The sequence below is a fragment of the Corallococcus sp. AB011P genome (assembly GCF_003611605.1).
Taxonomy (GTDB): domain Bacteria; phylum Myxococcota; class Myxococcia; order Myxococcales; family Myxococcaceae; genus Corallococcus; species Corallococcus coralloides.
In genome coordinates this window covers 445,721-469,068 of sequence record NZ_RAVX01000005.1, presented here as the reverse complement: position 1 = coordinate 469,068, position 23,348 = coordinate 445,721, and the positions used below count along the sequence as shown (strand labels likewise).

24 protein-coding genes and 1 tRNA gene are annotated in these 23,348 nt (G+C 69.0%); 11 read left to right on the top strand and 14 right to left on the bottom strand.

Features of this window, described 5'->3' with window-relative positions; translation table 11 throughout:
* Window positions 1-78 precede the first annotated feature (78 nt).
* From D7X30_RS17730 to D7X30_RS17715, 5 genes are all read left to right on the top strand, one after another.
* Complete coding sequence (locus tag D7X30_RS17730; protein ID WP_199724397.1) at window positions 79-2,040, top strand: ABC transporter substrate-binding protein; 1,962 nt, start codon at window positions 79-81, stop codon at window positions 2,038-2,040.
* Between the two features lie 14 nt (window positions 2,041-2,054).
* Window positions 2,055-2,375, top strand: coding sequence for a hypothetical protein (locus D7X30_RS17725; protein WP_120564106.1), 321 nt, complete (start codon window positions 2,055-2,057; stop codon window positions 2,373-2,375).
* Between the two features lie 48 nt (window positions 2,376-2,423).
* Window positions 2,424-2,496, top strand: a tRNA-Gly gene (locus D7X30_RS17720).
* 178 nt (window positions 2,497-2,674) lie between these two features.
* Complete coding sequence (locus D7X30_RS43430) at window positions 2,675-2,809, top strand: hypothetical protein (RefSeq protein ID WP_255424206.1); 135 nt, start codon at window positions 2,675-2,677, stop codon at window positions 2,807-2,809.
* A gap of 10 nt (window positions 2,810-2,819) precedes the next feature.
* Window positions 2,820-3,419: a hypothetical protein gene (locus tag D7X30_RS17715; protein ID WP_120564105.1), complete on the top strand. Its 600-nt coding sequence runs from the start codon at window positions 2,820-2,822 to the stop codon at window positions 3,417-3,419.
* Window positions 3,420-3,461: 42 nt separating this feature from the next.
* Here D7X30_RS17715 and D7X30_RS17710 read toward each other — a convergent pair whose 3' ends face one another.
* Complete coding sequence (locus tag D7X30_RS17710; protein ID WP_120564104.1) at window positions 3,462-4,361, bottom strand: SDR family NAD(P)-dependent oxidoreductase; 900 nt, start codon at window positions 4,359-4,361, stop codon at window positions 3,462-3,464.
* Between the two features lie 51 nt (window positions 4,362-4,412).
* Window positions 4,413-5,012 carry a TetR/AcrR family transcriptional regulator gene (locus tag D7X30_RS17705; protein ID WP_158619288.1) on the bottom strand — a complete coding sequence of 200 codons (600 nt, stop codon included), beginning with the start codon at window positions 5,010-5,012 and terminating at the stop codon, window positions 4,413-4,415.
* A 186-nt stretch (window positions 5,013-5,198) separates the two neighbouring features.
* Here D7X30_RS17705 and D7X30_RS17700 point away from each other — a divergent pair, with 186 nt between their 5' ends.
* The 3 genes from D7X30_RS17700 (at window position 5,199) to D7X30_RS17690 (ending at window position 9,139) form a co-directional block, all read left to right on the top strand.
* Window positions 5,199-6,860, top strand: coding sequence for a DUF4135 domain-containing protein (locus D7X30_RS17700; protein WP_158619287.1), 1,662 nt, complete (start codon window positions 5,199-5,201; stop codon window positions 6,858-6,860).
* A gap of 50 nt (window positions 6,861-6,910) precedes the next feature.
* Window positions 6,911-7,945, top strand: coding sequence for a PA0069 family radical SAM protein (locus D7X30_RS17695; RefSeq protein ID WP_120564101.1), 1,035 nt, complete (start codon window positions 6,911-6,913; stop codon window positions 7,943-7,945).
* Window positions 7,946-8,023: 78 nt separating this feature from the next.
* Entirely contained in the window at window positions 8,024-9,139 is a 1,116-nt protein-coding gene (locus tag D7X30_RS17690) for a hypothetical protein (protein ID WP_120564100.1), read from the top strand.
* 43 nt (window positions 9,140-9,182) lie between these two features.
* On the opposite strand, the gene D7X30_RS17685 is transcribed toward D7X30_RS17690, so the two are convergent.
* The 10 genes from D7X30_RS17685 to D7X30_RS17640 all read right to left on the bottom strand — a co-directional run bounded on the left by D7X30_RS17685 (window position 9,183) and on the right by D7X30_RS17640 (window position 17,914).
* Window positions 9,183-9,431: a GlsB/YeaQ/YmgE family stress response membrane protein gene (locus D7X30_RS17685; protein WP_120564099.1), complete on the bottom strand. Its 249-nt coding sequence runs from the start codon at window positions 9,429-9,431 to the stop codon at window positions 9,183-9,185.
* Window positions 9,432-9,460: 29 nt separating this feature from the next.
* Window positions 9,461-11,596, bottom strand: coding sequence for a M13 family metallopeptidase (locus tag D7X30_RS17680; protein WP_233591622.1), 2,136 nt, complete (start codon window positions 11,594-11,596; stop codon window positions 9,461-9,463).
* Between the two features lie 229 nt (window positions 11,597-11,825).
* Window positions 11,826-12,389 carry a chalcone isomerase family protein gene (locus tag D7X30_RS17675; RefSeq protein WP_120564097.1) on the bottom strand — a complete coding sequence of 188 codons (564 nt, stop codon included), beginning with the start codon at window positions 12,387-12,389 and terminating at the stop codon, window positions 11,826-11,828.
* A 133-nt stretch (window positions 12,390-12,522) separates the two neighbouring features.
* Window positions 12,523-13,260, bottom strand: a complete 738-nt coding sequence (locus D7X30_RS17670) for a DUF2063 domain-containing protein (protein WP_120564096.1) — start codon at window positions 13,258-13,260, stop codon at window positions 12,523-12,525.
* Window positions 13,257-14,105: a DUF692 domain-containing protein gene (locus D7X30_RS17665; protein WP_120564095.1), complete on the bottom strand. Its 849-nt coding sequence runs from the start codon at window positions 14,103-14,105 to the stop codon at window positions 13,257-13,259. The genes D7X30_RS17670 and D7X30_RS17665 overlap by 4 nt, the downstream gene beginning before the upstream one ends.
* A gap of 107 nt (window positions 14,106-14,212) precedes the next feature.
* Complete coding sequence (locus tag D7X30_RS17660) at window positions 14,213-14,464, bottom strand: hypothetical protein (protein ID WP_120564094.1); 252 nt, start codon at window positions 14,462-14,464, stop codon at window positions 14,213-14,215.
* Window positions 14,465-14,520: 56 nt separating this feature from the next.
* The gene (locus tag D7X30_RS17655) at window positions 14,521-15,147 is read right to left on the bottom strand and encodes a YceI family protein (RefSeq protein ID WP_120564093.1); all 627 of its coding nucleotides are present in this window, start codon (window positions 15,145-15,147) and stop codon (window positions 14,521-14,523) included.
* 94 nt (window positions 15,148-15,241) lie between these two features.
* Entirely contained in the window at window positions 15,242-16,663 is a 1,422-nt protein-coding gene (locus D7X30_RS17650; RefSeq protein ID WP_233591621.1) for a hypothetical protein, read from the bottom strand.
* A gap of 73 nt (window positions 16,664-16,736) precedes the next feature.
* Window positions 16,737-17,384 carry a TetR/AcrR family transcriptional regulator gene (locus tag D7X30_RS17645; RefSeq protein ID WP_120564092.1) on the bottom strand — a complete coding sequence of 216 codons (648 nt, stop codon included), beginning with the start codon at window positions 17,382-17,384 and terminating at the stop codon, window positions 16,737-16,739.
* Between the two features lie 5 nt (window positions 17,385-17,389).
* Window positions 17,390-17,914, bottom strand: coding sequence for a PaaI family thioesterase (locus D7X30_RS17640; protein ID WP_120564091.1), 525 nt, complete (start codon window positions 17,912-17,914; stop codon window positions 17,390-17,392).
* An 80-nt stretch (window positions 17,915-17,994) separates the two neighbouring features.
* On the opposite strand from D7X30_RS17640, the gene fabF reads away from it, so the two are divergent.
* The 3 genes from fabF (at window position 17,995) to D7X30_RS17625 (ending at window position 22,036) form a co-directional block, all read left to right on the top strand.
* Window positions 17,995-19,245 carry a beta-ketoacyl-ACP synthase II gene (gene fabF, locus D7X30_RS17635; protein WP_120564090.1) on the top strand — a complete coding sequence of 417 codons (1,251 nt, stop codon included), beginning with the start codon at window positions 17,995-17,997 and terminating at the stop codon, window positions 19,243-19,245.
* Window positions 19,246-19,560: 315 nt separating this feature from the next.
* Complete coding sequence (locus tag D7X30_RS17630; protein WP_120564089.1) at window positions 19,561-21,165, top strand: short-chain fatty acyl-CoA regulator family protein; 1,605 nt, start codon at window positions 19,561-19,563, stop codon at window positions 21,163-21,165.
* Between the two features lies 1 nt (window position 21,166).
* On the top strand, window positions 21,167-22,036 hold the full coding sequence (locus D7X30_RS17625) for a tetratricopeptide repeat protein (RefSeq protein ID WP_120564088.1): 870 nt from the start codon (window positions 21,167-21,169) through the stop codon (window positions 22,034-22,036).
* Window positions 22,037-22,071: 35 nt separating this feature from the next.
* Here the strand turns inward: D7X30_RS17625 and D7X30_RS17620 are convergent, their stop codons facing one another.
* Complete coding sequence (locus tag D7X30_RS17620) at window positions 22,072-22,551, bottom strand: hypothetical protein (protein WP_233591620.1); 480 nt, start codon at window positions 22,549-22,551, stop codon at window positions 22,072-22,074.
* Complete coding sequence (locus D7X30_RS17615; RefSeq protein ID WP_120564086.1) at window positions 22,548-23,330, bottom strand: sulfite exporter TauE/SafE family protein; 783 nt, start codon at window positions 23,328-23,330, stop codon at window positions 22,548-22,550. The genes D7X30_RS17620 and D7X30_RS17615 overlap by 4 nt, the downstream gene beginning before the upstream one ends.
* Window positions 23,331-23,348 lie beyond the last annotated feature (18 nt).

The following is a 23,348-nucleotide window of genomic DNA, read 5'->3' as shown; positions in this document are numbered from 1 at the left end:
GCCCGCCGGGGGTTGGGGGTGCTTGACACCCGGACACGCCCAGGCCGACAAGGCGGACCGACCGAGGAGGAAGACGTGATGCGACGTTGGGGCTGGGTCTGTGTCCTGGGGCTGGGGCTGCTGGGGGTGGCCTCCTGCAAGAAGGACGTGCCGGAGGAGGCGCCGGACGCGGGCGTGGAGGAGACGGGCCCCTCTGCCCTCACGGAGAAGGAGCCCAACGAGCGGCCCGACCAGGCGCTGGCCGTCACGCGTGACAGCGTGGTGACGGGCGGTCTGGCGGCGGAGCCCAACAAGCTGGACGAGGACTGGTACCGGCTGGCGCCGGGCACCCCGCGCATCGCGGACGTGACGGTGACGGGCCTGCCGGGCGGGGACGTGAAGCTGGACGTCTACGACCAGGACCGCAACCGGCTGGTGGGCGTGAACAGCGAGGGCGAGGGCAAGGGAGAGCGCCTTCCGAACCTCTACGTGGAGAAGGAGCGCTGGCTGGTGGTGTCGCCCGCGCGCAAGGGCACGGGCGGGGCGTACACGCTGGAGGTGAAGTACCGCCAGCCCAACGACGGCGAGGAGCGCGAGCCCAACGACCGCGCCGTGGACGCCGCCGCGCTGCCGCTGGGGCAGACGGTGACGGCGTTCCTGGGGCACTCCGGAGACGAGGACTGGTACCGGGTGGAGCTGCCCGGTCCCGCCACGCCCGAGGGTGAAGTCCCCGCCGTCCAGGACAGCGGAGCCCCGGGCACCACGCCCGAGGCCCCGGGTGCGCAGGCTCCGGGTTCGACGCCCGCGGCCGTGCCGCCGCCGTCCGTGCCGGACGAGACGCCGGTCATCGACGACAGCGCGGCACCCTCCCCCGAGGGCACGTTCGGAGGCGGAGAGCCGCCCGCGCCGCCCCCTGAGGGTGCGATGCCCACGGCGCCCGGGGAGCTGGGCGGGGCAGTGGCGGCCGAGGCAGCGGACGCGGGCCTCCCGCCTCCCGAGCCGGAGGTGCCGTCGGTGGCGCTGAAGATCGAGCTGTCCGCCGTGGAGGGCGTGCGGCCGGAGATTTCGGTGCTGTCCGCCGCGGAGGCGCCGCTCTTCACCCTGCAGGGCAAGGAGGGCGAGCCGCTCGCGCTGCGCAACATCGGCGTGAGGGCCACGGACCGGGTGGTCTACGTGGTGGTGAAGGGCGGCTGGACGGGGACGGGCAAGGCGCAGCGTCGCACGTACAACGCGCAGGTGCCCTACACGCTGACGGTGTCCCAGGAGGAGGCGGGGGCCCACGCGGAGCTGGAGCCCAATGACGAGCTGCTCAAGGCCACGCCGCTGACGGGCGCGGGCTTCCGCGAGGGCTTCCTGTCGCCCAAGTCGGACGTGGACCACTACGTGCTGAACGCGCGCGAGCCGGTGCTGGCGAAGGTGGAGCTGTCGGGCGTGGACCGGTTGGACCTGACGCTGTCGATGGTGGAGCCGCCGCAGGGGGATGGGCAGAAGGAGACGGTGCTGCTCAAGGCCAACGACGGCGCCATCAAGGAGCCGGAGCGGCTGAACAACGTGGCGTGCAGCGGCACCTGCTACTTCCGGGTGGAGGGCTCCTTCCGGAAGGTGAACGGCAAGTTCGTGAAGGACTTCGAGAACGCGGACCAGCCCTACCGCATCAGCGTGACGACGGTTCCGGACAACGGCAGCGAGGAGCGCGAGCCCAACAACACCGCCGACCGCGCGCAGGACCTGACGTTGGGCAAGGCGGTGCGCGGCACGGTGTACCCGGCGAAGGACGTGGACTACTTCCGGGTGGACCTGTCCGACCGGCCGGTGCGCACGGCCATCACCGCGACGCTGCTGGGCATCCTGAAGGTGGACGTGGGGCTCTACCTGCACCGGGTGCAACCGGACGGAAAGCTGACCCTGGTGCAGACGTCCGACCGCGCCAAGGGCGACCTGCCGGAGACCATCCGCTACAGCGCGGAGCCGGGCGTCTACGTCTTCGAGGTACGCGACGCGAAGAACCGCGAGGCGAACTTTCAGGACTCGTACCAGCTCACCGTCGAGGAGGGCGAGTAGCCGGAGGGTTCGCGATGAAGCCGCTGTGGTGTTGGAGATGCCAGCAGGAGGTGCCGATGCTGGACGAGGTGGAGTTCGAGGAGGTGTCGAACCTCTACCGCGCCGCGTTCCGTTCGTCGGAGCCCACCATGGAGGCGCGCTTCGCCCCCGTCAGCCAGGCCTATGAGCGGCTGACGGGCCAGGCGGGCTGCCATCCGAACGTGGTGATTCACCACCGCATCGCGCAGTACGGACCGCCGTGCACGGACTGCGGCAAACCGCTGCGCACCCCTGAGGCCCGGTACTGCGCCGCCTGCGGAAAGGTTCGCCAGACACCGGGCGATTCTTCCCGTTGACAAGGCAGGGCCCCGCCCCTACTTTGGGCCCCGCTTCACGCATCACCCGCGGTGGTAGCTCAGTTGGTAGAGCACGAGCTTCCCAAGCTCGGGGTCGAGGGTTCGAATCCCTTCCGCCGCTCACTCACAAAGGCCGGTAGTTCTTGAGGAAACTCGGGACTACCGGCCTTCGTGTTTCCGGCGCCGGGTGGCTACTGGAGTGCGACCGGGGGCGCCTTCTGTGTCATCTGCTGTGCATGCCACGCTGCCAATCGGCGTCCCGTCCGCGGCCACGATCTCCCGCATGATGGGCGAGCGGGATGATCACCCTCTTGGCGCCGGACTGCTTCACGTACCCGGCCAGTTCCTTCTTCACCTGGACCTCGGAGACGTCCTTGCCGTACGCGCTCCAGGGCGGCCCAGTTCCCGCCGGTGACGTAGCGGTCCTCCGGTAGATTGCGGCGCATGGCCAGCCACTTCCAACCGACCGACAGCGCCCGCGCCAACGAACTGCTCGCAGACTTGCTGGAGACGCCCTTCGAGGACGACGCGGAGGACCTCCACTTCGCGTTGCGCGAAGGCGACCTGGAGCTCGACGGCGACTTCGCGCTGGAGGCCAACGAGGTCCTCATCGTCGTGGGGAACCTGACGGTGAAGGGCTGCCTGTCGGATGCGTTCCAGAACGAGGATGACTGCTCCAAGCTCTACGTGCTGGGCGACCTGCGCGCACGCGACCTGGTCTGCGGCTCGGAGGTCCGGGTGACGGGCAGCCTGACCGTGGCGAACGTGCTGTACGCCAACTCGTTCGACATGGACACGCTGGGCGTGGGCGGACAGCTGAGCGCCAGGGTCTTCATCGAGGAAGGCCACCAGGTGGAGTTCAAGTCCCTCGCGGTGGAGACGCTCATCACCGACGACGAGACCTGGCGCGAGGTGGTGCCGGAGGCCGTCGTCGGCGACTTCGCGTCGGTGCTCCCCGCCCACCTGCTGGGACAGGAGGGCCGGTTCATCCTGAGCGAAGCGCTGCACCGCGACCTGCTGGCGGGCAAGCCCGTCCTGCGCTGAGCGCCGGCACGGCCCTGGCCATGCTCCTGGAGGCAACGCCCGTCAGCAGAGAGGGCGCAACAGGTCCTCGGAGACGGTCCAGAGGCGCTGGGCGAACGCGGCATCCTCCAACAGCCTGTGGCCCCGGGCCTCCTGGCAGTCGACCCAGTACTTCCCGGTGAGGCCGTCCACGCGGGGGCTCGCGGCGAGCAGCGTCTGCGTCGCCGCGCCCTCTTCGACGGACCTCATGAACAGCCGGGCCACCGGAAGGATGAGGGTGAACGGAAAGCCCACGCTCCGCGTGAGCGAGGTGCGCACCGCGCCCGGGTGCAGCGAGTTGACGCAGATGCCCCGGTCCGCGAGCCGGCGCGACAACTCCCGGGCGAACAGCGCGTTGGCGAGCTTCGACTGGCCGTAGAAGGCCACGGGCTTGTAGCCGCGATGCCCGTCCAGGTTGTCGAACTGGATGCCCTCGCGGGGCGCCTGGTTGACGCCCGCGCTGCTGCTGAGGACCACGACGCGGCCCGTGCGGTCCGGCACCCGGTCGGCCAGCCGGTTCACGAGGAGGAAGTGGGCCAGGTGGTTGACGAAGAACTGCTGCTCGACGCCGTACCGGAGCTCGAGCTTCGGGGGAGCCATCACCCCCGCGTTGGCGATGATGGCATCCAGCGGACGGCCCAGCGCGCGGACGGTCTCCACCGCGGCGAGGACCGAGGCCACGTTCCCCAGGTCGCAGGCGACAGGTGTCGTCGAGCCCCCCACCCGGTCACACGCCTCCCGCGCCTGTTCAAGCGAACGCGCGAGCCCGATGACGTGTCCGCCATGCGCGGTGAGCACTCGCAGGGTCTCCGCGCCAAGGCCGGCGTTGCAACCCGTGAGCAGGAAGGTGCGCCCCTTCAGGTCAACCCCTTCGAGCACATCCTCCGCCGTGGAACGGGCACCGAAAGGTAGAGCTTCGCTCATGGGAGAGGCCTCCGTGCGTCAAGCAACGAGGGAACGACAAGGCAGGGCGCGTCAGCGGCCCTGGCGCAGCGGCGCGAACAGCATCCGCACCGCCACGGTGATCTGCTCAACGAAGGCTTCGCGCGAGGTGCACGTGTGCTTCCAACCACGCGCGGTGGCGTGCAGCGTCCGCGCGAGCTGCGGCGCGGTGAGTCCGGCGGACGCATAGACGGCCATCAACGGCGAGTCGGAGAGCGCCCGGGCCAGGGCCTTCTCGAACCGGGCATCGTGGCTGGCCAGGAGCGAGCCCGTGAGGACGCCGCTGGTCTCGATGAGGTCCGAGGCATCCGCCCCCATCTGTCCGATGTAGCAACCCAACCGCTCCTCGAGCGCGGCCACCAGCCGGGCCTCCAGCGGGCGCTCCGGTGCCGTCAGCGCCGCGAGCGCCGCCTCCAGGTGGTTGCCGAGCGCGTACTCCACCGCCGCCCGGAACAACTCCTCCTTGGTGGAGAAGTGCAGGTAGAGCCCCTGGCGGGACACATCCGCCGCCCGGGCCACCTCCTCCATCGACGTCTTGCGATAGCCGAAGCGCACGAACACCCCGAGCGACGCCTCCAGCAGCTTGCGCCGCCGCGCATCATCCGAGGGCTTCGAGGGGGGCTTCGGATCCACGGCCATATGGACTCTTTTGACAACATGGACCCATGTTGTCAACCAAGACCACAAGTCCCCATGCACGCCCGGGACGGGTCACGCGAAGCCGTGCGGGTGTTGGACAGGAGATGGATGGGTCGCCCCGGAGGGTGGCGTAGAGTGAGCGACAGTGAACGTTCCTGTCCCTCCCCTGGGCCCTCCGCCATGTACGACACCGAGATCAACGACGCGCTGAACGAAGTGACGACGTTCATGGGGACGGCGATCATCCAGGGCGCTCCCCCGCACGTGAACGCGGTCAAGCCGTTCATCAAGGACGCCCTCAAGCAGGTGGTGAGCCAGTTGGCGGGCGTGCTCAAGCTGGCGGGGTTCCAGAGCCAGATAGGCACGCTGCTGGCGAACAACTTCCTCCACCGCACGGCGATGGACCTGTATGGCCCCTGCTCGGCGGCCGCCGGGCTGTCCGCGCGCAGGGAGTGGGGCGCCGTGGACAATGCCTGGAACCTGCGTCCCCTCAGCTTCGCCTGGAGCCTGGGCCGCAACGCACTGGGCACGGTGAAGACGCTCGCGGAGACTCCGGCGGATCGCGTCTGGCGGATGATCCAGGACATGGTGCGGGCCCACGTGGACTTCGGCGCCTCGCTGGTGAGCCGCATCATGGGGGACCGCGCCCTGCTGCAGAACGCCTTCGGCATCGCCGGAGGCCTCGCCGACGTGGACGTCACCGGCAGCGACCCGCACCACACGGGCCACCGCGTCGCGCTGCTGCGGTTCTCCTGCGGAGGGCGGGTCGTCTACAAGCCGTCGGACCTCACCTTCCAGTTGCTGCTCATGGGCGACCCCCAGTCGTACCAAATCTGCCGCACGCACTACCCCGCCCTGATGCCGTACACCGACAGCCTCTTCACCACGCTCGACGCGGACCTTCCGGCGATCCGCATCGTCGCGTTTCCGCACGCGCGGGGGGAATACGGCTACATGCAGATGGTCGCGAAGACGCGGCAGATCGCCCTGGGGAATCAGCCCACGTACTTCCGGAAGCTGGGCCGGCTCATCACGGTGTCTGCGGTGTTTGGCATCACCGACCTGCATCACGAGAACGTGATGGCCACGGCCCAGGGCCCCCACCTCATCGACGCGGAGATGGGCTTCAACTACCCCGCGGGGCCGCTCGACAACCCCATCGCCCACGCCGCGCTGTCCCAGGTGCTCCGCATCGCCCCGCCGCCGCACAGCATGGTGGGCGGCGTCTTCACCACCGACCTCTACCGGGGACAGTGGCAGGCCAGCGCGGTGTCCGCGCCCTACAACCAGCAGGAGGTCAACGCGGGCTTCAGCACCGCGCCCCACGGCCCCTGGGTCCAGGCCGCCACGTACCCGAACGACATCCTGGCCGGCATCCGCGAGGAGGTGGACCGCATCGTCACCGCCATCAACACGGGCCGGGTGGACGCCTGGCTCAACCAGTTCCAGAACGTCGCCCCCATGGCGCGCGTGCTCCTGATGACGACGGACATGTGCCGCGCGCACGCGGAGGGCATGACCCAGAACATGAACGGCACCCTGGGGACGGAGGTCCATGCCATGGGCCAGGGACTGTTCGAATGGCTGACGTGGTACGGCGGCCAGCACAACGCGGTCCCCGGGGCCCTGTTCGAACCCCACAACCGCCAGCACTTCTTCTCGCCCCTGCGGACCCAGGGCGTCACCTACATCGCCGCGACCGGGCAAGGCGTGACGGTGGCGAACCTCACGGAGGTGCGCAACAAGCTGAACCCGCTGAGGGGCACCATGGGCCGGCCGCAGCTGAAGCAGCGGCTGCGCACGGCGCTGGAGACGACGCTCGGGTGTGGCGCGCTGCTCTGACGGGACACGGGCGCCTTGACTGAACGGGCTTTCAGCCGCACCCTGGCCGGGTGAAGGCCCGCCCTGTCGACAATCCGCCCAACCCCTGGGCGAGCACCGCGGTGGAGTACCTGGACGAGATTCCCCCCGCGCGCCTGGAAGTCTGGGAGGACCACAGCCGCTCCATCATCGCGAGCAACGACAGCCCCGACGTGTGCTTCTCCTGGAGCGTCAACCCGTACCGGGGCTGCCTCCACGCCTGCGCCTACTGCTACGCGCGCCCCACGCACCAGTACCTGGACTTCGGCGCGGGCACCGACTTCGAGACCCGCCTCGTCGTCAAGCCCAACGCCCCGGAGCTCTTGCGCGAAGCCTTCGACCGTCCGTCGTGGAAGGGAGAGACGGTCGTCTTCAGCGGCGTCACGGACTGCTACCAGCCCCTGGAGGCGTCGCTCCGGCTCACCCGCCAGTGCCTGGAGGTCTGCGCCGAGTACCGCAACCCCGTGGGCATCGTGACCAAGGGCGTGCTGATCGAGCGCGACCTGGACGTGCTCCAGCGGCTGGCGGCGGAGACGAAGCTGTTCGTGAGCATCAGCCTCCCCTTCCACAACGAGGAGCTGGCGCGCGCCATGGAGCCGCTCGTCGCCACACCGAAGCGGCGCCTGGCCACCATCCGCAAGCTCACGGAGGCTGGCATCGACGTGGCCGTGTCCGTGGCCCCCATCATCCCGGGCCTCAACGACGAGGACATCGCGCGGGTGCTCACCACCGCGCGTGAGGCCGGCGCCACGCGCGCGCACTACACGCTCTTGCGGCTTCCTGGCCCCGTACAGGCTGTCTTCGAGGAGCGCCTGCGCACGAAGCTGCCCCTGCGCGCGGACCGGGTGCTGCACCGCATCCGCGAGACGCGCGGCGGGGAGCTCACCGACAGCCGCTTCAAGCACCGCATGCGCGGCGAAGGGCTCTACGCCCAAACCATCCACCAGCTCTTCGCGACGGCGTCGCGAAAGGTGGGCATGCGCGCGTCGTCCATCACGGAGGCCGCGCCGGACACCTTCCGGCGCCCCGCGCGGCCCTCCACCTCACCCCAGCTGTCGCTCTTCTAAAACACGGCCCCTTCCGGGCGTGTCCGGCCCTCACCTTGATTTCACGGGGTGTGAACGGATTTCATCCCGGGGGCCGCCATGAAAATCCTCCCCTTCCTGTCCCAAGCGCTGCTCCCGCTGACCGTCGGTTGCGGCACGGGCCTCATCACGCATGCCGCCTACGGCAGCTACGGCTACGGAGGCTCGGTCTGGCCCATCTCCACGGGCGTGGGGTTCTTGAGCTTTTCCCTGACGCTCCTCGCGGTCCTCCGTAAGGACCGGGCACGTGCCATCCTCCAGGCCACGCTCTTCACCGCCAGCTTCGGCCTGCTGGCCTTCTCCCTCTTGAACGAGCTGGACCTCCGCTATGCCCGGGGGCTCTCGCTGTGGGTGGGCGCCATGCTGGGCGCGCTCGCCATCATGACGTTCTTCCTGCTGCCCCGCCCGGACACCGAGCCGCTCACGCGCAGCAAGGATCCGGTCGTCCAGCAGGTCATCCGCAACCTGAGGCAGCGCGCGGAGAACCTGCGCAGGCTTGCGTGGCTCTTCCTGACGCTGGTCATCGCGTCCATCTCCGCCGCGCTGGCCATCTTCGTGCTCGCCCAGGACATCATCCAGCCCCGGCCCGCCGTGACGGCCTCCACCCTCAATCGCGAGCTGTCGGAAGCCCAGGAGCAGCTCAGGCTGGCCCGCAGGGAAATCGAACCGGCGGGCAGGGTCCTCCTGAAGGAATACGGCCAGTTCATCATCAACAAGCTCATCCTGGTCGATCAGGCGCTCCAGAACGTCAACAGTCAGGAGACCCAACGGCAGGAAGCAGTCCTCGCGATGAAGGCGGAGATCGACCGGCTGAACCAGGTGAACCGGAGCTACATGGTGGACGTCGGCGTGCTCTCACTGCGCATCACCATCACCGTGCTGGTGTTGTTCCTGGTGCGGGTGCTGCTGCAGGCCTACCGCGACAACCTCTCGCTGGCGGCCTTCTACGACGCCAAGGGCGACATCCTCCAACTGCGAAGCGGGATGGAATCGGGCGACGACCTCCCGGCATTCCTCGCCTCGCTGCACCCGGTGGACGTCACGGGCCAGATGCCGCCCAGCCCTGTGAAGGAGGTGGGTCAGGCCTCGGAACGGCTCGCGAAGGCGCTTGCCCAGGTGATGCAGCTCCAGCAGGCGCCGGGCGGCGGGCCCCGGAAGGAGCCCCCAGCGCCCTGAAGGCCCCGGCGGCCACGCCGCCAGGGCCCACCTCAGGGGGCCGCTATTTCCGGATGGCTTGCAGGATGGACAGCAGGATGACGGCGCCCACCGTGGCCACCAGCAGCGAGTACAGGTTGAAGCCTGTCACGCCCCGGCCACCGAAGAAGCTGAACACCCAGCCGCCCAGCATGGCACCCACGATGCCGGCGAAGATGTTGGCGAACATCCCCATCCGGGCGTTGGTGCCCTTGATGATGCTGGCCAGCCAGCCCGCGATACCGCCCAACACCAGCCACGAGCAGATTCCCATGACGTCCTCCGACAGGTAGGGCCGAAGCCTTACCAGACCTCACAGCGGTTCGCAGCGGGCGCCACCATCGGCGCCCCCGCGGGGCAGGAGAAGGCCTGCTGGAACTGCGGCAGGTTCACGTCCGGCCCCTTCACGCGCAGGAACGCCGGCGAGTGCGAATCCGTCAGCGCCCGCTGCAGCGCAGCCTCATTACGAATCTTCGAGCACCACGATTGCGCGTGCGCGAGGAAGAACTGCTGCCCCGGCGTGAAGCGGTAGGAGTTCGCCTTCGCCGCCTGGTCCGGGTGCCTGGCCAGGTATGCCTCCATGGCCGCGTACGCCAGCTTGAGGCCGCCCAGGTCCGCCACGTTCTCGCCCAGGGTGAGCTTGCCGTTCACCTTCACGTCGTCCACGGCGGTGTACTGATCGTACTGGTTCTTCACGCACGACACGCGCTCACGGAAGGCCTTGTCCGACGCCGGGGTCCACCACGTGCGCAGGTTGCCGTCCGCGTCGAACTGGCGGCCCTCGTCGTCGAAGCCGTGGGTGATTTCGTGGCCCACCACCATGCCCATGGCGCCGAAGTTCACCGCCGCGGACGCGTCCCGCCCGAAGAACGGCGGCTGGAGGATGCCCGCCGGGAAGACAATCTCGTTGGTGGCCGCGTTGTAGTAGGCGTTCACCGTGGGCGGCGACATGAACCACTCCTGACGGTCCACCGGCTGGCCCACCTTGCGCAGCTGGCGCGCCTGCTCGAACGCGTCCGCCGCCAGCATGTTGTCCAGGTACGAGTCGCGCGTCACCGTCAGCCCGTCGTAGCTGCGCCACTGGTCCGGGTAGCCGATCTTGTTGGTGATCTTCTTCACCTTCACCAACGCCTGCGCCTTCGTCTCCGCGTCCATCCAGGACAGCGTGTCCAGGTTGCGCTCGAAGGACTGCTCAATCTGCTGGACCATGTCCAGCGTGGTGGCCTTGCCGTCCGCGCCGAAGGTGCGCGCGATGAAGGGCTTGGCCAGCGCGTGCGGCAGCGCGTCGTCCGTGGCGTCCACGCACTTCTTCCAGCGCGCCAGGTCCGCCTTGGCGCCGGTGAGCACCGAGGACTCGAAGCGGAAGAACTCGTCGCGCAGCGCCTTGGGCAGCGCCGTCTGCACGTCCTTCACCAGGTGGTAGGAGAGGTACGGCCCCATGTCCGTCGGGCGCTGCTGGCGCACCAGCGCGGACACCTCCGAGAAGAACTTCGGCTCCGTCACGTTGAGCGCTTCACCCGGCGGCAACCCCACCTGCGCGAAGTACGTGTCCCACTGGAACGCGGGCGCCAGCTTCTTCAGGCCCTGGCGCTCCAGGCGGTGGTAGACCTTCTCCGGCTCGCGCCGCTCCTCCTTGGGCAGCCGCGCGTTGGCCAGGCGCGTCTCGATGGCCAGGATGCCCGTGGCCTTGCGGCTGGCCACGAAGGGCGCGTCACCCAACAACTCGAACACCTTCTGCACGTGCGCCTGGTAGGCGTTGCGCGCCTCGCGCATCTTCACGTCGGGCTTGAGGTAGTAGTCGCGGTCCGGCAGGCCCAGGCCGCCGGCGTCCACCACGGCGATGACCTGCGTGGCGTCCTTCTGGTCCTGATCCGAGCCCACGCGGAACAGCGCGTTCACGTCGCGCGCGTGCAGCCAGGCCACCGCACCGGCCACCGCCTGCGGGCTCTTCAGCCCGTTGAGCTTCGCCAGGTGCGTGCGCAGCGCGGGCAGCGACTGCTCCAGCTTCGCCTCGTCCATGCAGGAGCCGTAGAAGTCCCCCAGCTTCTTCTCTTCCGGGGTGCCCTCGCCCTGCCCTTCCGCGGCCTTGGTGAGGATGTCGCGCAGCACGGTCTGGTTGCGCTCGGCGACGGTCTCGAAGCCGCGGCTCCAGCGCGCGCGCTCGGCGGGGATCTCCGTGGCCTTCAGCCAGCCGCCACACGCGTACTGGTAGAAGTCGTCACAGGGGTTCACGGACGGGTCCATCACCGCGGCGTCCAGGCCCGGGGGCATGGGGCGCTCGGACATGGGCACGGCGGGGGCCTCGGGCGCGGGCGTGGCCGGCGCGGCGGCGGCCACGGGGGCCGGGGCAGAGGCCTGGGGCGGCTCGGGGGTGGGCTCCGCCGTCTTGCAGGCGGCGCCAAGGACACAGGAGGCGGCGAAGAGGGCCAGTCGCTTCAAAGCGTTCTCCAGCACGGACAAGGGGTGAGAATCCGGCGCGCATCAACCCCTGATGCGCGGGGGCATTCCAGCGTCAACTCATGCGCGTGTGACAGGGGCGCCGTCCGCTGTCCACCATTGAAGCAATGGCGTGGCCGCCAGAAACGACGACGCCCCACGAAACGCCCCTTCCGTGAAGAAGGGACGCTCCGGGGGCGCGCGCAGGACTCCAGGTGAAGCGAGAGGAGCGTCAGTCCTCCTTGCCGAGGATGCCGTCCTTCAGGCCGCTGTCCACGGGGTCCTTGCCCAGCCACACGGAGAAGAGCGCGTCCGCGAAGTCCTTCCCCTCCACGTCGATGGACTGGCCGCCCGTCACCTGCACGGTGGTGCCCTTGCCCGGCACGTAGGTGAGGTTGAGCTCCTGGCCCTCCTTCACCTCCGCGGGGATGGCGGCCTTGAAGGCGTCCAGGCGCGCCTGGAGCTTGGGCATGTTCGCGCCCGCGCTCTTCTTGAAGCCGTTCTCGATGGCCTCGGTGATCTGATCCTTCTTGAGGTCGCGCTTCATGAACATGCGCACGCGCTTCACTTCGTCCGCGTTGAGCAGCGCGGTGGCGTCCTGCGTGGGGTTCTCCACGTAGAGGCCCAGCGTGTAGACCTTGAAGATGGCCTTCTTGCGCAGGCCCACGCCGTTGAGCTTCAGCTCCTTGCCGGCCACGGTGGCGGTGTCCGGGTACTTCACACCCGCGATGTCCTTGGCCATGACGGGCGCGGCGAGGGTCAGCGACAGCAGCACGGCAGTCAGCGTCTTCTTCATGGGGAAAACCTCCGGGTCGGTTTCTGCGCGATGTTGGACGCAAACCTAGCCATGCGTCTTCACGAAAGGATCCATGAAGGACATCCGGGTCTTGACGTGCTGCGGCGAAACCGCCCGGAAGACAACAGGTTCTTCAGTGAAGGCGGGATGCCGGAGCCAGCACCATGCCGTCCTTCGTGAAGCGCACGACCTCCGCGTGGAGGTCCGCGGCGGACATGCCGGTGGCCTGGACGACGGCCTCTTCGGACAGGCCCTCCACGGCCATCTTCAGCACCAGCAACGCGGGCGGAGTGGCCGCCATGAAGAAGGTCACCAGGCGCTCCGGGTGGCGCCAGAGCAGCGCCAGCTCCTCGCCTTCCGCCGGCACGCTCTCCGCGCCCCGGGCCCGCACGAACGCGCAGAGCGGGTAGGGATTCTCCAGCACCGTGAGCGTGGGGTTGGGCGTCAGGCGATCCACTGCGTCCGGGAGGTCCTCCTCGGAGGCGAACACCGCGAAGTCCGTCCACTCGAAGCGCGCGAGCGCGGGCAGGAATGGCGGCAGTCCCTTCTCGGCGGCGGCATCCGAGACGAAGGGCGCGAAGCCCTCGCCCAGGCGGTTGAGTTCGTAGTGCCGCGCGGGCCGCGTGCGGGTGTAGCCGTCCACCAGCGCGTCCCACGCATCCGGCGTCACCGCCTTGCGCGTCAGCGGGAAGAGCTTCTCCAGCGTGGAGCGCACGTGGCCGCGCACGAACTGGCCGTAGAGCGCCATGCGCTCCGGATCCACGTCCCAGCCCGGGTGCGACGAGGACAGCTTCAACAGCCCCTCCGCGCCGGGCGGCCCGGAGAGGTACGCGTCCATGCTGTCGAAGAAGTGCTTCAGCGACGACTTCATCGCGCCCCCTCCGCGAGCACGGCGCGCGCCTGATCCGCCTCGTCCAGCACGGCGTCCAGGGACGGAATGGCCTGGTCCCACTCAATCAACGTGGACACCGGTCCGGTGCGCTCCAGCGTGTAGCGGTACAGCGACCACACGTCGTCGCAGACGCGATCTCCGTGCGTGTCGATGAGGACCGTCTCGCGCACGTCGTGGCCAGCCAGGTGCACCTGCACCACGCGCTCCAGGGGCAGCGCGTCCACGAAGGCGCGCGGGTCGTAGCCGTGGTTCCTCGCGTTGACCCAGACGTTGTTCACGTCCAGCAGCAGCCCGCAGTCCGAGGCCTCCACCACCTGGCGCAGGAAGTCCGCCTCCTTCAGCGTGCCGCCCGGCATGGCCGCGTAGTAGCTGGGGTTCTCCAGCAGGAAGGGACGCTCCACGCGCGCCATGACTTCGCGCACGCGCGGCACCACGTGCTCCACCGCGGCCTCCGTGAAGGGCAGCGGCAGCAGGTCATGCAGGTGCACTCCGCCCAGGCGCGAGTAGCACAGGTGGTCCGAGAAGAACGGCGCGTCCAGGCGCTTCACCAGCGCGGCCAGGCGGGTGACATAGTCGTCATCCAGCGCGTCCGGCCCACCGATGTTGAGGCCCACGCCGTGCGGCAGCAGCGTCCAGCGCTCGCGGCACGCGTCCAGGGCGCGCTGGGAGCGGCCGCCCAGCGTGAGGAAGTTCTCCGGGATGATCTCCACCCAATCCAGTTCGCGCGGCGTGCGCGGCAGCGCTTCGTAGAAGTCGCGGCGCAACCCGATGCCCGCCCCCAGCGGCTTCAATCCATGGCGGTCTGTGTAGCGGGGGGACGGCATGCGGCGCTCCTCCTGGGGGTGGAAACAACACGGGCGGCAGGAAGGACTCTTCCCGCCGCCCGCGAGCCTGGGAGGAGACCTGTCACGCAGGCCCTCCCGGCAGATGACTACTTCTTGCCGCTGCAGGAGCCAGCGCCGCAGGAGCCGGCGCCACAGGAGCCCTCGGCGCCCTTCTCCGGGGCGGCGGCGGGAGCAGCACCCTCGGCGGCAGGGGCCGTGCTGGCCTCGGAGGCCTCGGGGGCGCCCGGCGACGCGGCGTGCACCTTGCTGCCCTCCGCCGCCTTGTTGGACGCGCAGCCGGTGGCCAGCGCGCCGAGGGACAGGGTGCCGACAACCGCCGCAAGAGCCTTGACGTTCATGTGTTGCTTCCTTTCGTACCGCTTGGGGTGTGACTACGGGGGACTGACAACAATCGCTACGGCTTGAACTGCGTGGAGCCCCAGGCGTCGACCGTGACTTCGGCCCGCTCGCCCACCTTCAGCAGCAGCGCTTCGGTGCGCTGGATGCCGTAGGCCTCCAGGGGAATCTGGAACTTCGCGCGCACGCGCAAGAGCTCGCCCGCGGCGCGGTTCTTCGTCTCGGCCGTCTCCTGGAGGTACGTGGCCGTCACCTCCACGGGCTCCTCGCGCGTGACGCCGTGAAGGGTGAAGGTGCCCTTCGTCTTCAGCACCACCGGCTTCGCGTTGGCGAGCGGCGCGGGCAGGGCCACGTCCTTGAACTCGAAGACGATGTCCGGGTGCTTCGCCGCGTCCAGCCAGCGGTCGTTCTGCAGGTGGCCGTCGCGCGTCTCGTTGCCCGTCTTGATGGACTTCACCGGCACCTGGAAGCGGCCGCTGGCCTTCTGGCCCTTCACGTCCACGCGGCCAGTGACCTGGTTGGACAGGCCGTTGATGACCTCCAGCGGCGCGTCCAGCACGAACATCACCGTGTCGCGGCTGTTCGGATCACGGAAGACGAAGTGCTTGTCGGCGGTGGCGGTGGGCTCGGCGGCGGACGCGGACAGCGACAGGGCGGCGGCGAGCATCAGGACGCTGCGGAACATGGCGGACCTCATCTACGGGAGCCGCGAACCTCGCGGATGCATGCGATACGCGACAACCGGGAATCGGTTACGCCACGCTTCCTTTTCCAGGTGCTTACCTCGCGGCATTCGGGCTCCGTGCGACGTCCAGGTCCTCTCGCAACACACTGCCCGGCGCAGCATGGAGCGTGACGCCGCCTGGGTCAATTCGGACGCCCAGGCTCTCCAGCAAGGGGGCCAGTTCGGAGAAGGCGGGCTTCGGCAGATGGCGGGCGAGCAGCGCACCGAACAGCGGCTGGCCCGCGACCGTGTCCACGGCGTTGCCGAAGCTGGCGAGCGTCGCGGTGGGACCGCGCGTGGCGAGCAGCTCCAGCACGTCCTCAAGCCGTGCGCTGCCTTCCGTCACGCGGCGCAGCTCCACGTCCAGGTGCAGCGCGAAGAGCGCGCCGGTCCAGTAGATGCCCATGTAGTTCCCCTCCTCGGCGACGACCTCCTTCATGGGGCGTGAGCCCGCGGCGGCCTGGCCTCGCGCGAAGCCGTTCGTCAGTTCCCGCCAGGTCTGCTCGGACGTCTGACGTTTGGAACGCGCACGTACGATCTCCGTGTAATAGGTGGCCAGCCCCTCGGAGAGCCAGGCCTCCCGGGGCACGAAGGCCGGATGCGTGAGGTGGAGCATCTCGTGGACGGCGACCCAGTCCTTCGCGAAGGACTCCACGGTGGCGTCCTGGCCCACGAGGATGGAGATGCTGGGCGGAGAGCTCCACAGGGTCATGCCGAATTCGCCGGGCGTGCTCTTGCCGGGCACGGGCACGAGGCGCACGGTGACGCGCGGATACGGGAAGGTCTTGCGCACCGTGCGCACTTCACGAGCGGCCTCCATGATCCACGTGCAGAGATTCCCTGCGGACAGGTGCGTGAAGCGGCCCAGCAGCACGACCTCCAGCACGGACTCACCGACGTGCGCCGTGCACCGATTGCCGCCAAAGGCATGGAAGCCCGCGTCGATGAGGTCCGCGCCACGCAGGTGGTAGACGCCGTTGTCGTCGGGCTGCCAGGGCAGGAGCGCCTTCGCGCCGAACACCTTGATTTCCGCGCGCATGCCGGGCGTCACATGGCGAGGGGTCAGCAGATAGGCCTTGCCGGCCACGTGCCACGCGTCCCCCTCCCCCATGCCTCCAAACATGTGCCGGCCGCGCTCTCCCGGAGAGGAGACCAGTGGATAGCGGTAGCGGAGGACGGTCGTTCGACTGGGCAGGTTCAGCGCGCCATCCCTGGGGGTGATGTCGAACTGGTTGCCGTTGATGTCCGTGGCGATCACGGACGCCACCCGTCCCGGCTGACGAAAGAGGAACTGTGGCGGAAACGACCGCGAGGGGAAGACCTCCACGTTCAGGCCCGGCGTGGGGCTGCGCGTGTACGTGATGCGGTAGGAGAGGGGCGGTTCGTCCTCCCAGGGAGCCGGGGCTGGCAAGGACGCACACGCGCCCAGCGTGAACGCGAGCCCCAGGAGCCACGCGCGAGCCACCCACATCTTCATTGCGTCCACTTCGTCCCCACGGTCCGTTGTCGGCGCGCAAAGACTCCACGGCGGCTCCCCCGCCGTCCAGTGATCAGTGGGGCTTCTTCCGCGATGCGAGCGCACGGCGCTTCCGGGGTGGGGCCTTCTTCACCTCCCCTTCCACCGGAGCCCCCGCGACGAGCAGCGCACGCGCCGCGTCCAATATCTCCCCCGCCAGAGGCTGCGACGCGGTGGCCCGCGCGAGCGTCATCGCGCCGAAGCACAGCGCCACCGTGGCCAGCATCTGCTGCCGGGGCGTGGCGCCTTCGCGCGCAGGGAGGTGCGTCTGCGCCTGGCCCACCAGGTCCTCCAACCCCTGTCCGAACGCGGCCTGCACCTCCGGCGCCGCGCGCGTCAGGTCCGACAGGAGCGACGGCATCATGCAGGTCGTATCGCCCGTGTCCCGGTCGAACTGGTCCAGGTAGCGCCGCGCGAAGCGCCCCAGGAACTCCGTGCCCCGCGCCGCCTCCAGCCCCGCGAGCCAGGGCGTCCTGCGCGCCGTCATGAAGGCGCGCAGCGACTCCGCGAGCAGCGACTCCTTGGAGGTGAAGTGGGCGTAGAAGCCGCCCACCGTCAGGCCCGCGGCCCGCATCACCCGCTCCACGCTCGCACCGCTGAAGCCCTCCGCGCGGAACAGCTTCTCCGCCGCCGCGAGGATGCGCGCGTGCGTGGCCTGCTTGTGTTCAGCGGTGTAGCGCATCGCCCCTACTCCTTGCCGCCCGCGCCCGGCGGCCGGAACACCATGCACGTCGTGGTGCCGTGCGCGTAGAGCGTGCCCTTCTCGTCCACCAGCCGCCCCTGCGCCGTCGCTACGCGGCCACCCAGGTGGATGACCTCGCCCTTGCACAACAACTGCCCCGTGTCGTGCGCGATGCCCTTCACGTAGTTCACGTGAAGCTCCAGTGTCGTGTAGCCCGCGCCCACCGGCAGCATCGTGTGGATGGCGCACCCCATCGCGGAGTCCATCAGCGTCGCGGCCAGCCCGCCGTGCACCATGCCAATGGGGTTGTAGTGGTGCTCGCCCGGCTTCACCGCGAACACCACCCGGCCCTCCTCCACCTCCACCGGCGTGAAGCCCATCAGCTCCGCGATGGGCGGCGCCGGCAACTCACCACGCTGGATGGCGCGCAGGTACTCCAGCCCCGACAGCTTCTTCGCCGCGGAGGCCCCCTCCCTCGGGTCCCCCCACGTCACCGTCCGCGTGCGCGGATTGTCTGCCTGCTCGCTCATCGGGGCTCCCTATCGCTTGAACTCATGGAAGGATGGTCATAATACCATCCCGTTCAACGAACAGGGTCAAGGAGTGCGCGATGGAACAGCGGCGCGTCGTCGTGACGGGAACGGGGCTCATCAGCCCTTGTGGCATCGGCGTGGAGAAGAGCTGGGACGCGCTGGTGAATGGCAAGAGCGGCGTGGGGCCCATCACCCTGTTCGACGCGAGCGCGCTGGACTGCCGCTTCGCCGGCGAGGTGAAGGGCTTCAACCCGGAGGACTACATCGAACGGCGCGAGGTGCGCCGCATGGACCGCTTCGCGCAGTTCGCGGTGGCCGCGTCGGACATGGCCCTCGAGGACTCCGGGCTGGTCATCACCGAGCAGAACGCGGAGCGCGTGGCGGCCATCATCGGCTCCGGCATCGGCGGACTCAGCAGCCTGGAGGAGACCCACCGCAAGGCGCTGGAGAAGGGGCCGGACCGCATCAGCTCCTTCTTCATCCTCCAGATGATCATCAACATGGCGCCCGGCTACATCTCCATGCGCCACGGCATCAAGGGCCCGTCCTGGTCCACCAACTCCGCCTGCTCCACCAGCGCGCACGCCATCGGTGAAGCGATGCGCGGCATCCAGCGCGGCGAGTTCGACGTGGCGCTGGCCGGCGGCGCGGAGGCCCCCATCTCCATGCTGGGCGTGGGCGGCTTCGCCGCGATGAAGGCCCTGTCCAACCGCAACGACGCGCCCCAGGCGGCAAGCCGCCCGTTCGACAAGGACCGCGACGGCTTCGTGCTCGCGGAAGGCGCGGCCATCCTCATCCTGGAGGAGTACGAGCACGCCCGCGCCCGGGGCGCCCGCATCCTCGCGGAGCTTACGGGCTATGGCGCCAGCTCCGACGCCTACCACGTCACCTCGCCCGCGCCCGGCCACGAGGGCGCCCAGCGCGCGATGAAGGCCTCCCTCAAGGATGCGCGCCTCAATCCCGCGGACATCGGCTACCTCAACGCCCACGGCACCTCGACGGACATCGGCGACCTCCTGGAGATGGAGGGCATCGCGAAGGTGTTCGGCGACGCGGCGAAGTCGCTCGCCATCTCCTCCACCAAGTCGATGACGGGCCACATGAACGGCGCGGCCGGCGCCGCCGAGGCCGTCATCAGCATCCTCGCCCTCACCCGCGGCGTGCTGCCCCCCACCATCAACCTGGAGAATCAGGATCCGCGCATCCCGCTGGACTGCGTGCCCAACACCGCCCGCGAGGCGCGCGTGAACGCCGTCATGAGCAACTCCTTCGGCTTCGGCGGCACCAACGTCGCGCTCGTCTTCCAGCGACTCCCGGAAACGCGTTAATTCTCTGTAAAAAATCTGGCGCCCGTTTACTGACTTTTCCCCAGCCACGCCGCGCCGCGTCAGTCAAGGCTTGACAACGCGGTGCGCGAGCGCCACCGCCGCACACGGGGACTGCCTGAAAGCCCTGTGATTACATGGGATTACGTCCCTGCAAGGCCAGGGTGGGGGCAGTCAACCCTTCGCGCGTCGCCTGCGGGACAGCGCTGCGGCGATCCGAAAACGTTGATTGCAAATCGGTAAATCGGTTTGCAGAGTGGATCCAGAGACCCGGTGTCGGAGCGCGGCTCCTGACGCGGCCCACCGGGGGTTGGAGCCATGAACAACGACAACGCGCTGAACGCGAACGTGGGGCTGAAGCTTCGAGGCCTGCGCTTGCAACGCAACATCAAGCAGGCGGACGCCGCGAAGGACCTGGGTGTCTCGCCCGCGTACCTGAACCTCATCGAGAAGGGCAAGCGCGTGATGCCCTTCCCGCTGCTGTGGAAGGCGCTGCGCTACTTCGAACAGGACCCCGAGCAGTTCATGTCCACGCTGGGCGAGGGCCGCGTGGACGAGGCCCTGGCGAAGCTCTTGGATGAACCGCTGCTCAAGAGCCTGGACATCGACTCGGAGTCGCTCCAGTCGCTGTCCGCGGAGCCGAAGCTGGCCGGCACCGTCGCCGCGCTGTTCAACCTCTACAAGAACACGCGCACACAGCTGGAGAACGTGCTCGCGCAGCTCAACGTGGAGGAGCGCACGCGCACGCAGGGCTCCACCTCCGGTCTGGGCAGCACGCCGGGCGTGCGCTTCGACTACTCGCCCTTCGACGAGGTCAGCGACTTCCTGGAGAAGCACCGCAACTACTTCCCGGAGCTGGAGGAGCAGGCGGAAGGGCTGCGCCGCGACTTCCGCCTGGAGCAGCAGCTCACCAGCAGCAACATCATCCGCATGCTGGAGGAGCGATTCGACTTCAAGGTGCAGATTGAACGCGCGGCCAGCGGTTCGTCCGTGGTGCGCCGGTTGGACCTGGACACGCGCACGCTCACGCTGTCGCCGGACCTCACGGAGCAGCCGCTGAAGTTCCAGGTGGCCGCGTCCATTGGCCTGATGGTGATGGACCGCGAGAAGCTGGTGGAGCGCATCCTGGGAGCCGGGCGCATGCGCCACGGCGAGACGGAGCGCCTCATCAAGGTCAACCTGGCGAACTACTTCGCTGGCGCGCTGATGCTGCCCTACGGCGAGTTCTTCAAGGAGGTGCAGCGCACGCGCTACGACGTGGAGCTGCTCTCCAACATCTTCGGCACCACCTACGAGACGGTGGCCCACCGCATCTGCAACCTGTCCGACCCCAAGCGCCAGGGACTGCCCTTCCACTTCCTGCGCGCGGACATCGCGGGGAACATCTCCAAGCGCTACAGCGGCACCGGCATCCGCTTCGCGTCCGGCGGCGGCTCCTGCGCGAAGTGGGCGGTGCACCTGGCGTTCCTCAACCCGTCCCAGATTACGCGGCAGTACTCCATCATGCCGGACGGCACGACGTACTTCTGCTTCGCGAAGGTGCAGCTGCAGCCCATTGAAGGCTCCATCGTGAAGGGCACGGCGTACTCCATCGGCCTGGGCACGCACGCGGAGAACGCGAAGTACCTGGCGTACGGCCTGCCCACCAACGACCTGCGCAAGGACGCCATCCCCAGCGGCATCTCCTGCCGCTTCTGCGAGCGCACGGACTGCAACCAGCGCGCGGCGGCCAGCTACCGCTTCGCGTTCGCCTTCGACGAGTACACAAAGAAGGACTGCTTCTTCTCCCCGCTGCTGGTCCACGAGAAGGAGAAGGCCGAGCGCAACGGAAACGCCGAGCCCGACGGCAACGGCACTGAAGCCAGCGAGAAGCACGATTCGTTGGACAGGGGCGCCCGCCGCCGCAAGGTTCACGAGAACTGACATGCACCCGTCCGACAACGAACGCGCCCACATCGCAGACGCCATCCAGAAGCAGAAGAACGCGCTCGCCCCGCTGCGCATCACCGGCTCGCCCTCCGAGGTGGGCCAGGGACTGGTGGCGCTGGCGGAGCTGTACGGGATGCTGGAGGACCACGCGGCGAGCCGCGAGCACTACGAGGAGGCCTTCGGCTTCTTCAAGACCGCGGGCAACAAGCCCGGCCAGGCGCAGGCGCTCTTCGGCCTGGGCGTGGTGAAGGCCTACTTCGAGGATCACAAGGGCGCCATCGAGCACATGGCCACCGCCGCCCTGCTCTTCAACGAGGCGCGCGACCGCGAGGGCGAGGCGCTCACCCGCGCCTGCATCGGCGAGTCCCTGCGCGCCATGGGCGAGGCCGACGGCGCCGAGGAGAAGTACCAGGAGGCGCTCATCCTCTACCGCCAGACGCGCAACACCGAGCGCATCGCGCGGCTGCTGCTGGACATTGGCGACTTGCGCATGGCCAAGGGCGAGTACGAGCCCGCCCGCAAGCGCTTCCTGGAGGCCGTGCCGCTGCTGGAGCAGGGTGAGGACGCGGAGGCGCTCGCGCTGGGGCACCTGCTGCTGGGCGAGTCCGAGGGTCTGCTGGGCCACCACGACAACGCGCGGCCGCACCTGTTGCGCGCGGTGGACGTGTACGGCGAGCTGCACGACCACGTCTACGAAGCCCGCGCGCGCTGGGACCTGGGGCTGTCCTGCTACTACCTCCAGGACTACGCCGCGGCCCGCGAGCAGTTCGAGTCAGTGCTGCCCATGTACGAGGACCTGAAGCAGCACGATGAAGTGGCGAAGGTGAAGAACGTCCTCGCGCACTTCGCCGCGCGCGGCGTGTAGCCCCGCGCGCGGTCTTACTCGCGTCTGACGCCTCTTCAGGCCTGGAAGCCCGCGCCCACCGCCAGCGCGAGCAACCCGATGACACCCGCGGCGATGGCGGCGTAACGCCACTCGCCGCGCAGGCCCAGCAGCGTTCCCGCCATCGCCAGCCGCGCCACCGGCGTCACCAGCAGCATGGACGCCGCGCCCTTGCGCAACAGGTCGATGGCCACGTGCACGGACTCGTCGCGCGGCAGCAACTCCAGCGCGAGCGACGTGACGAACATGCAGCCACTGGTGATGGCCCCGGTGCGCAGCATGCGGGCAATCCATCGCTCTCCGGCGGCGAGCCTCCTGGCCCCCCGGCGCTCACGTGGGAGCACCTCCGGTTGGGTGATGGGTTCCCGCGGGAGCTCCTCGTGGAACTCCGCGTCCAACGCCACCGACGTCGCCTGCACGTTGCGACGTGGGGGTCCTGCCTCCGGCACCATCATCGACGGATGGACACCGGGTAGTTCAGGCTCCGCTTCACTCATTTCCATACGCTCGGCCACAGCCCCTCCCCTCCCTTCCACAACATCTGTCCGGCCACAATCAACAGGACCGCCGCGAAGAGCTTCTTGAGCACCGCGGTCGGGGTCCTCAGCATCAGCTTGCTGCCCACGGACGCGCCGCCCAGCACCCCTACGACCAACGGCGCCACGAGCCCGAGATTCAATTGGCCGCGCCACGCGTAGGCCGCGACGCTGGCGGCCCCGGTGACACCCACCATCAGGTTGCTGGTGGCGCTGGCCACCTTGAAGGGCACGCGCATGCCGTAGGTCATCAGCGGCACCTTCAGCGGGCCGCCGCCCACGCCCAAGAGCGCGGACAGCCCACCCGCCACGAAGGAGCCGGAGATGCCCAGCGGGTAGTTGCCGGGCTCGTAGTTGGCCGCCGTCGCCGGCTCCTGGACGGGGCGGCGCATGAGCAGCATCTGCAGCGCGACGAAGAGCGTGAAGAGGCCGAACACCACGGCCACCATCGCCTCCGCGACAAAGGCCGCCACCAGCCCCCCGACGATGGCGCCCATCACCGTGGCCAGCTCCAGGGTGAGCCCCAGCCGCAGGTCACTCAGTTTGTTCTCCACGTAGCTGGCGGCGGCGGCGCAGGAGTTGGCCACCACGCACATCAGGCTCGCGGGGACGGCCTGCTCCAGCGGGATTCCGAATCCCAACACCAGCACCGGCACCAGGACGATGCCGCCCCCGATGCCCAGGAGCGCCCCCAGCCCACCCGCCAACACACCCGCCGCCATGAGGAGCAAGACCGTCATTCCCTATCGAGGATAGGA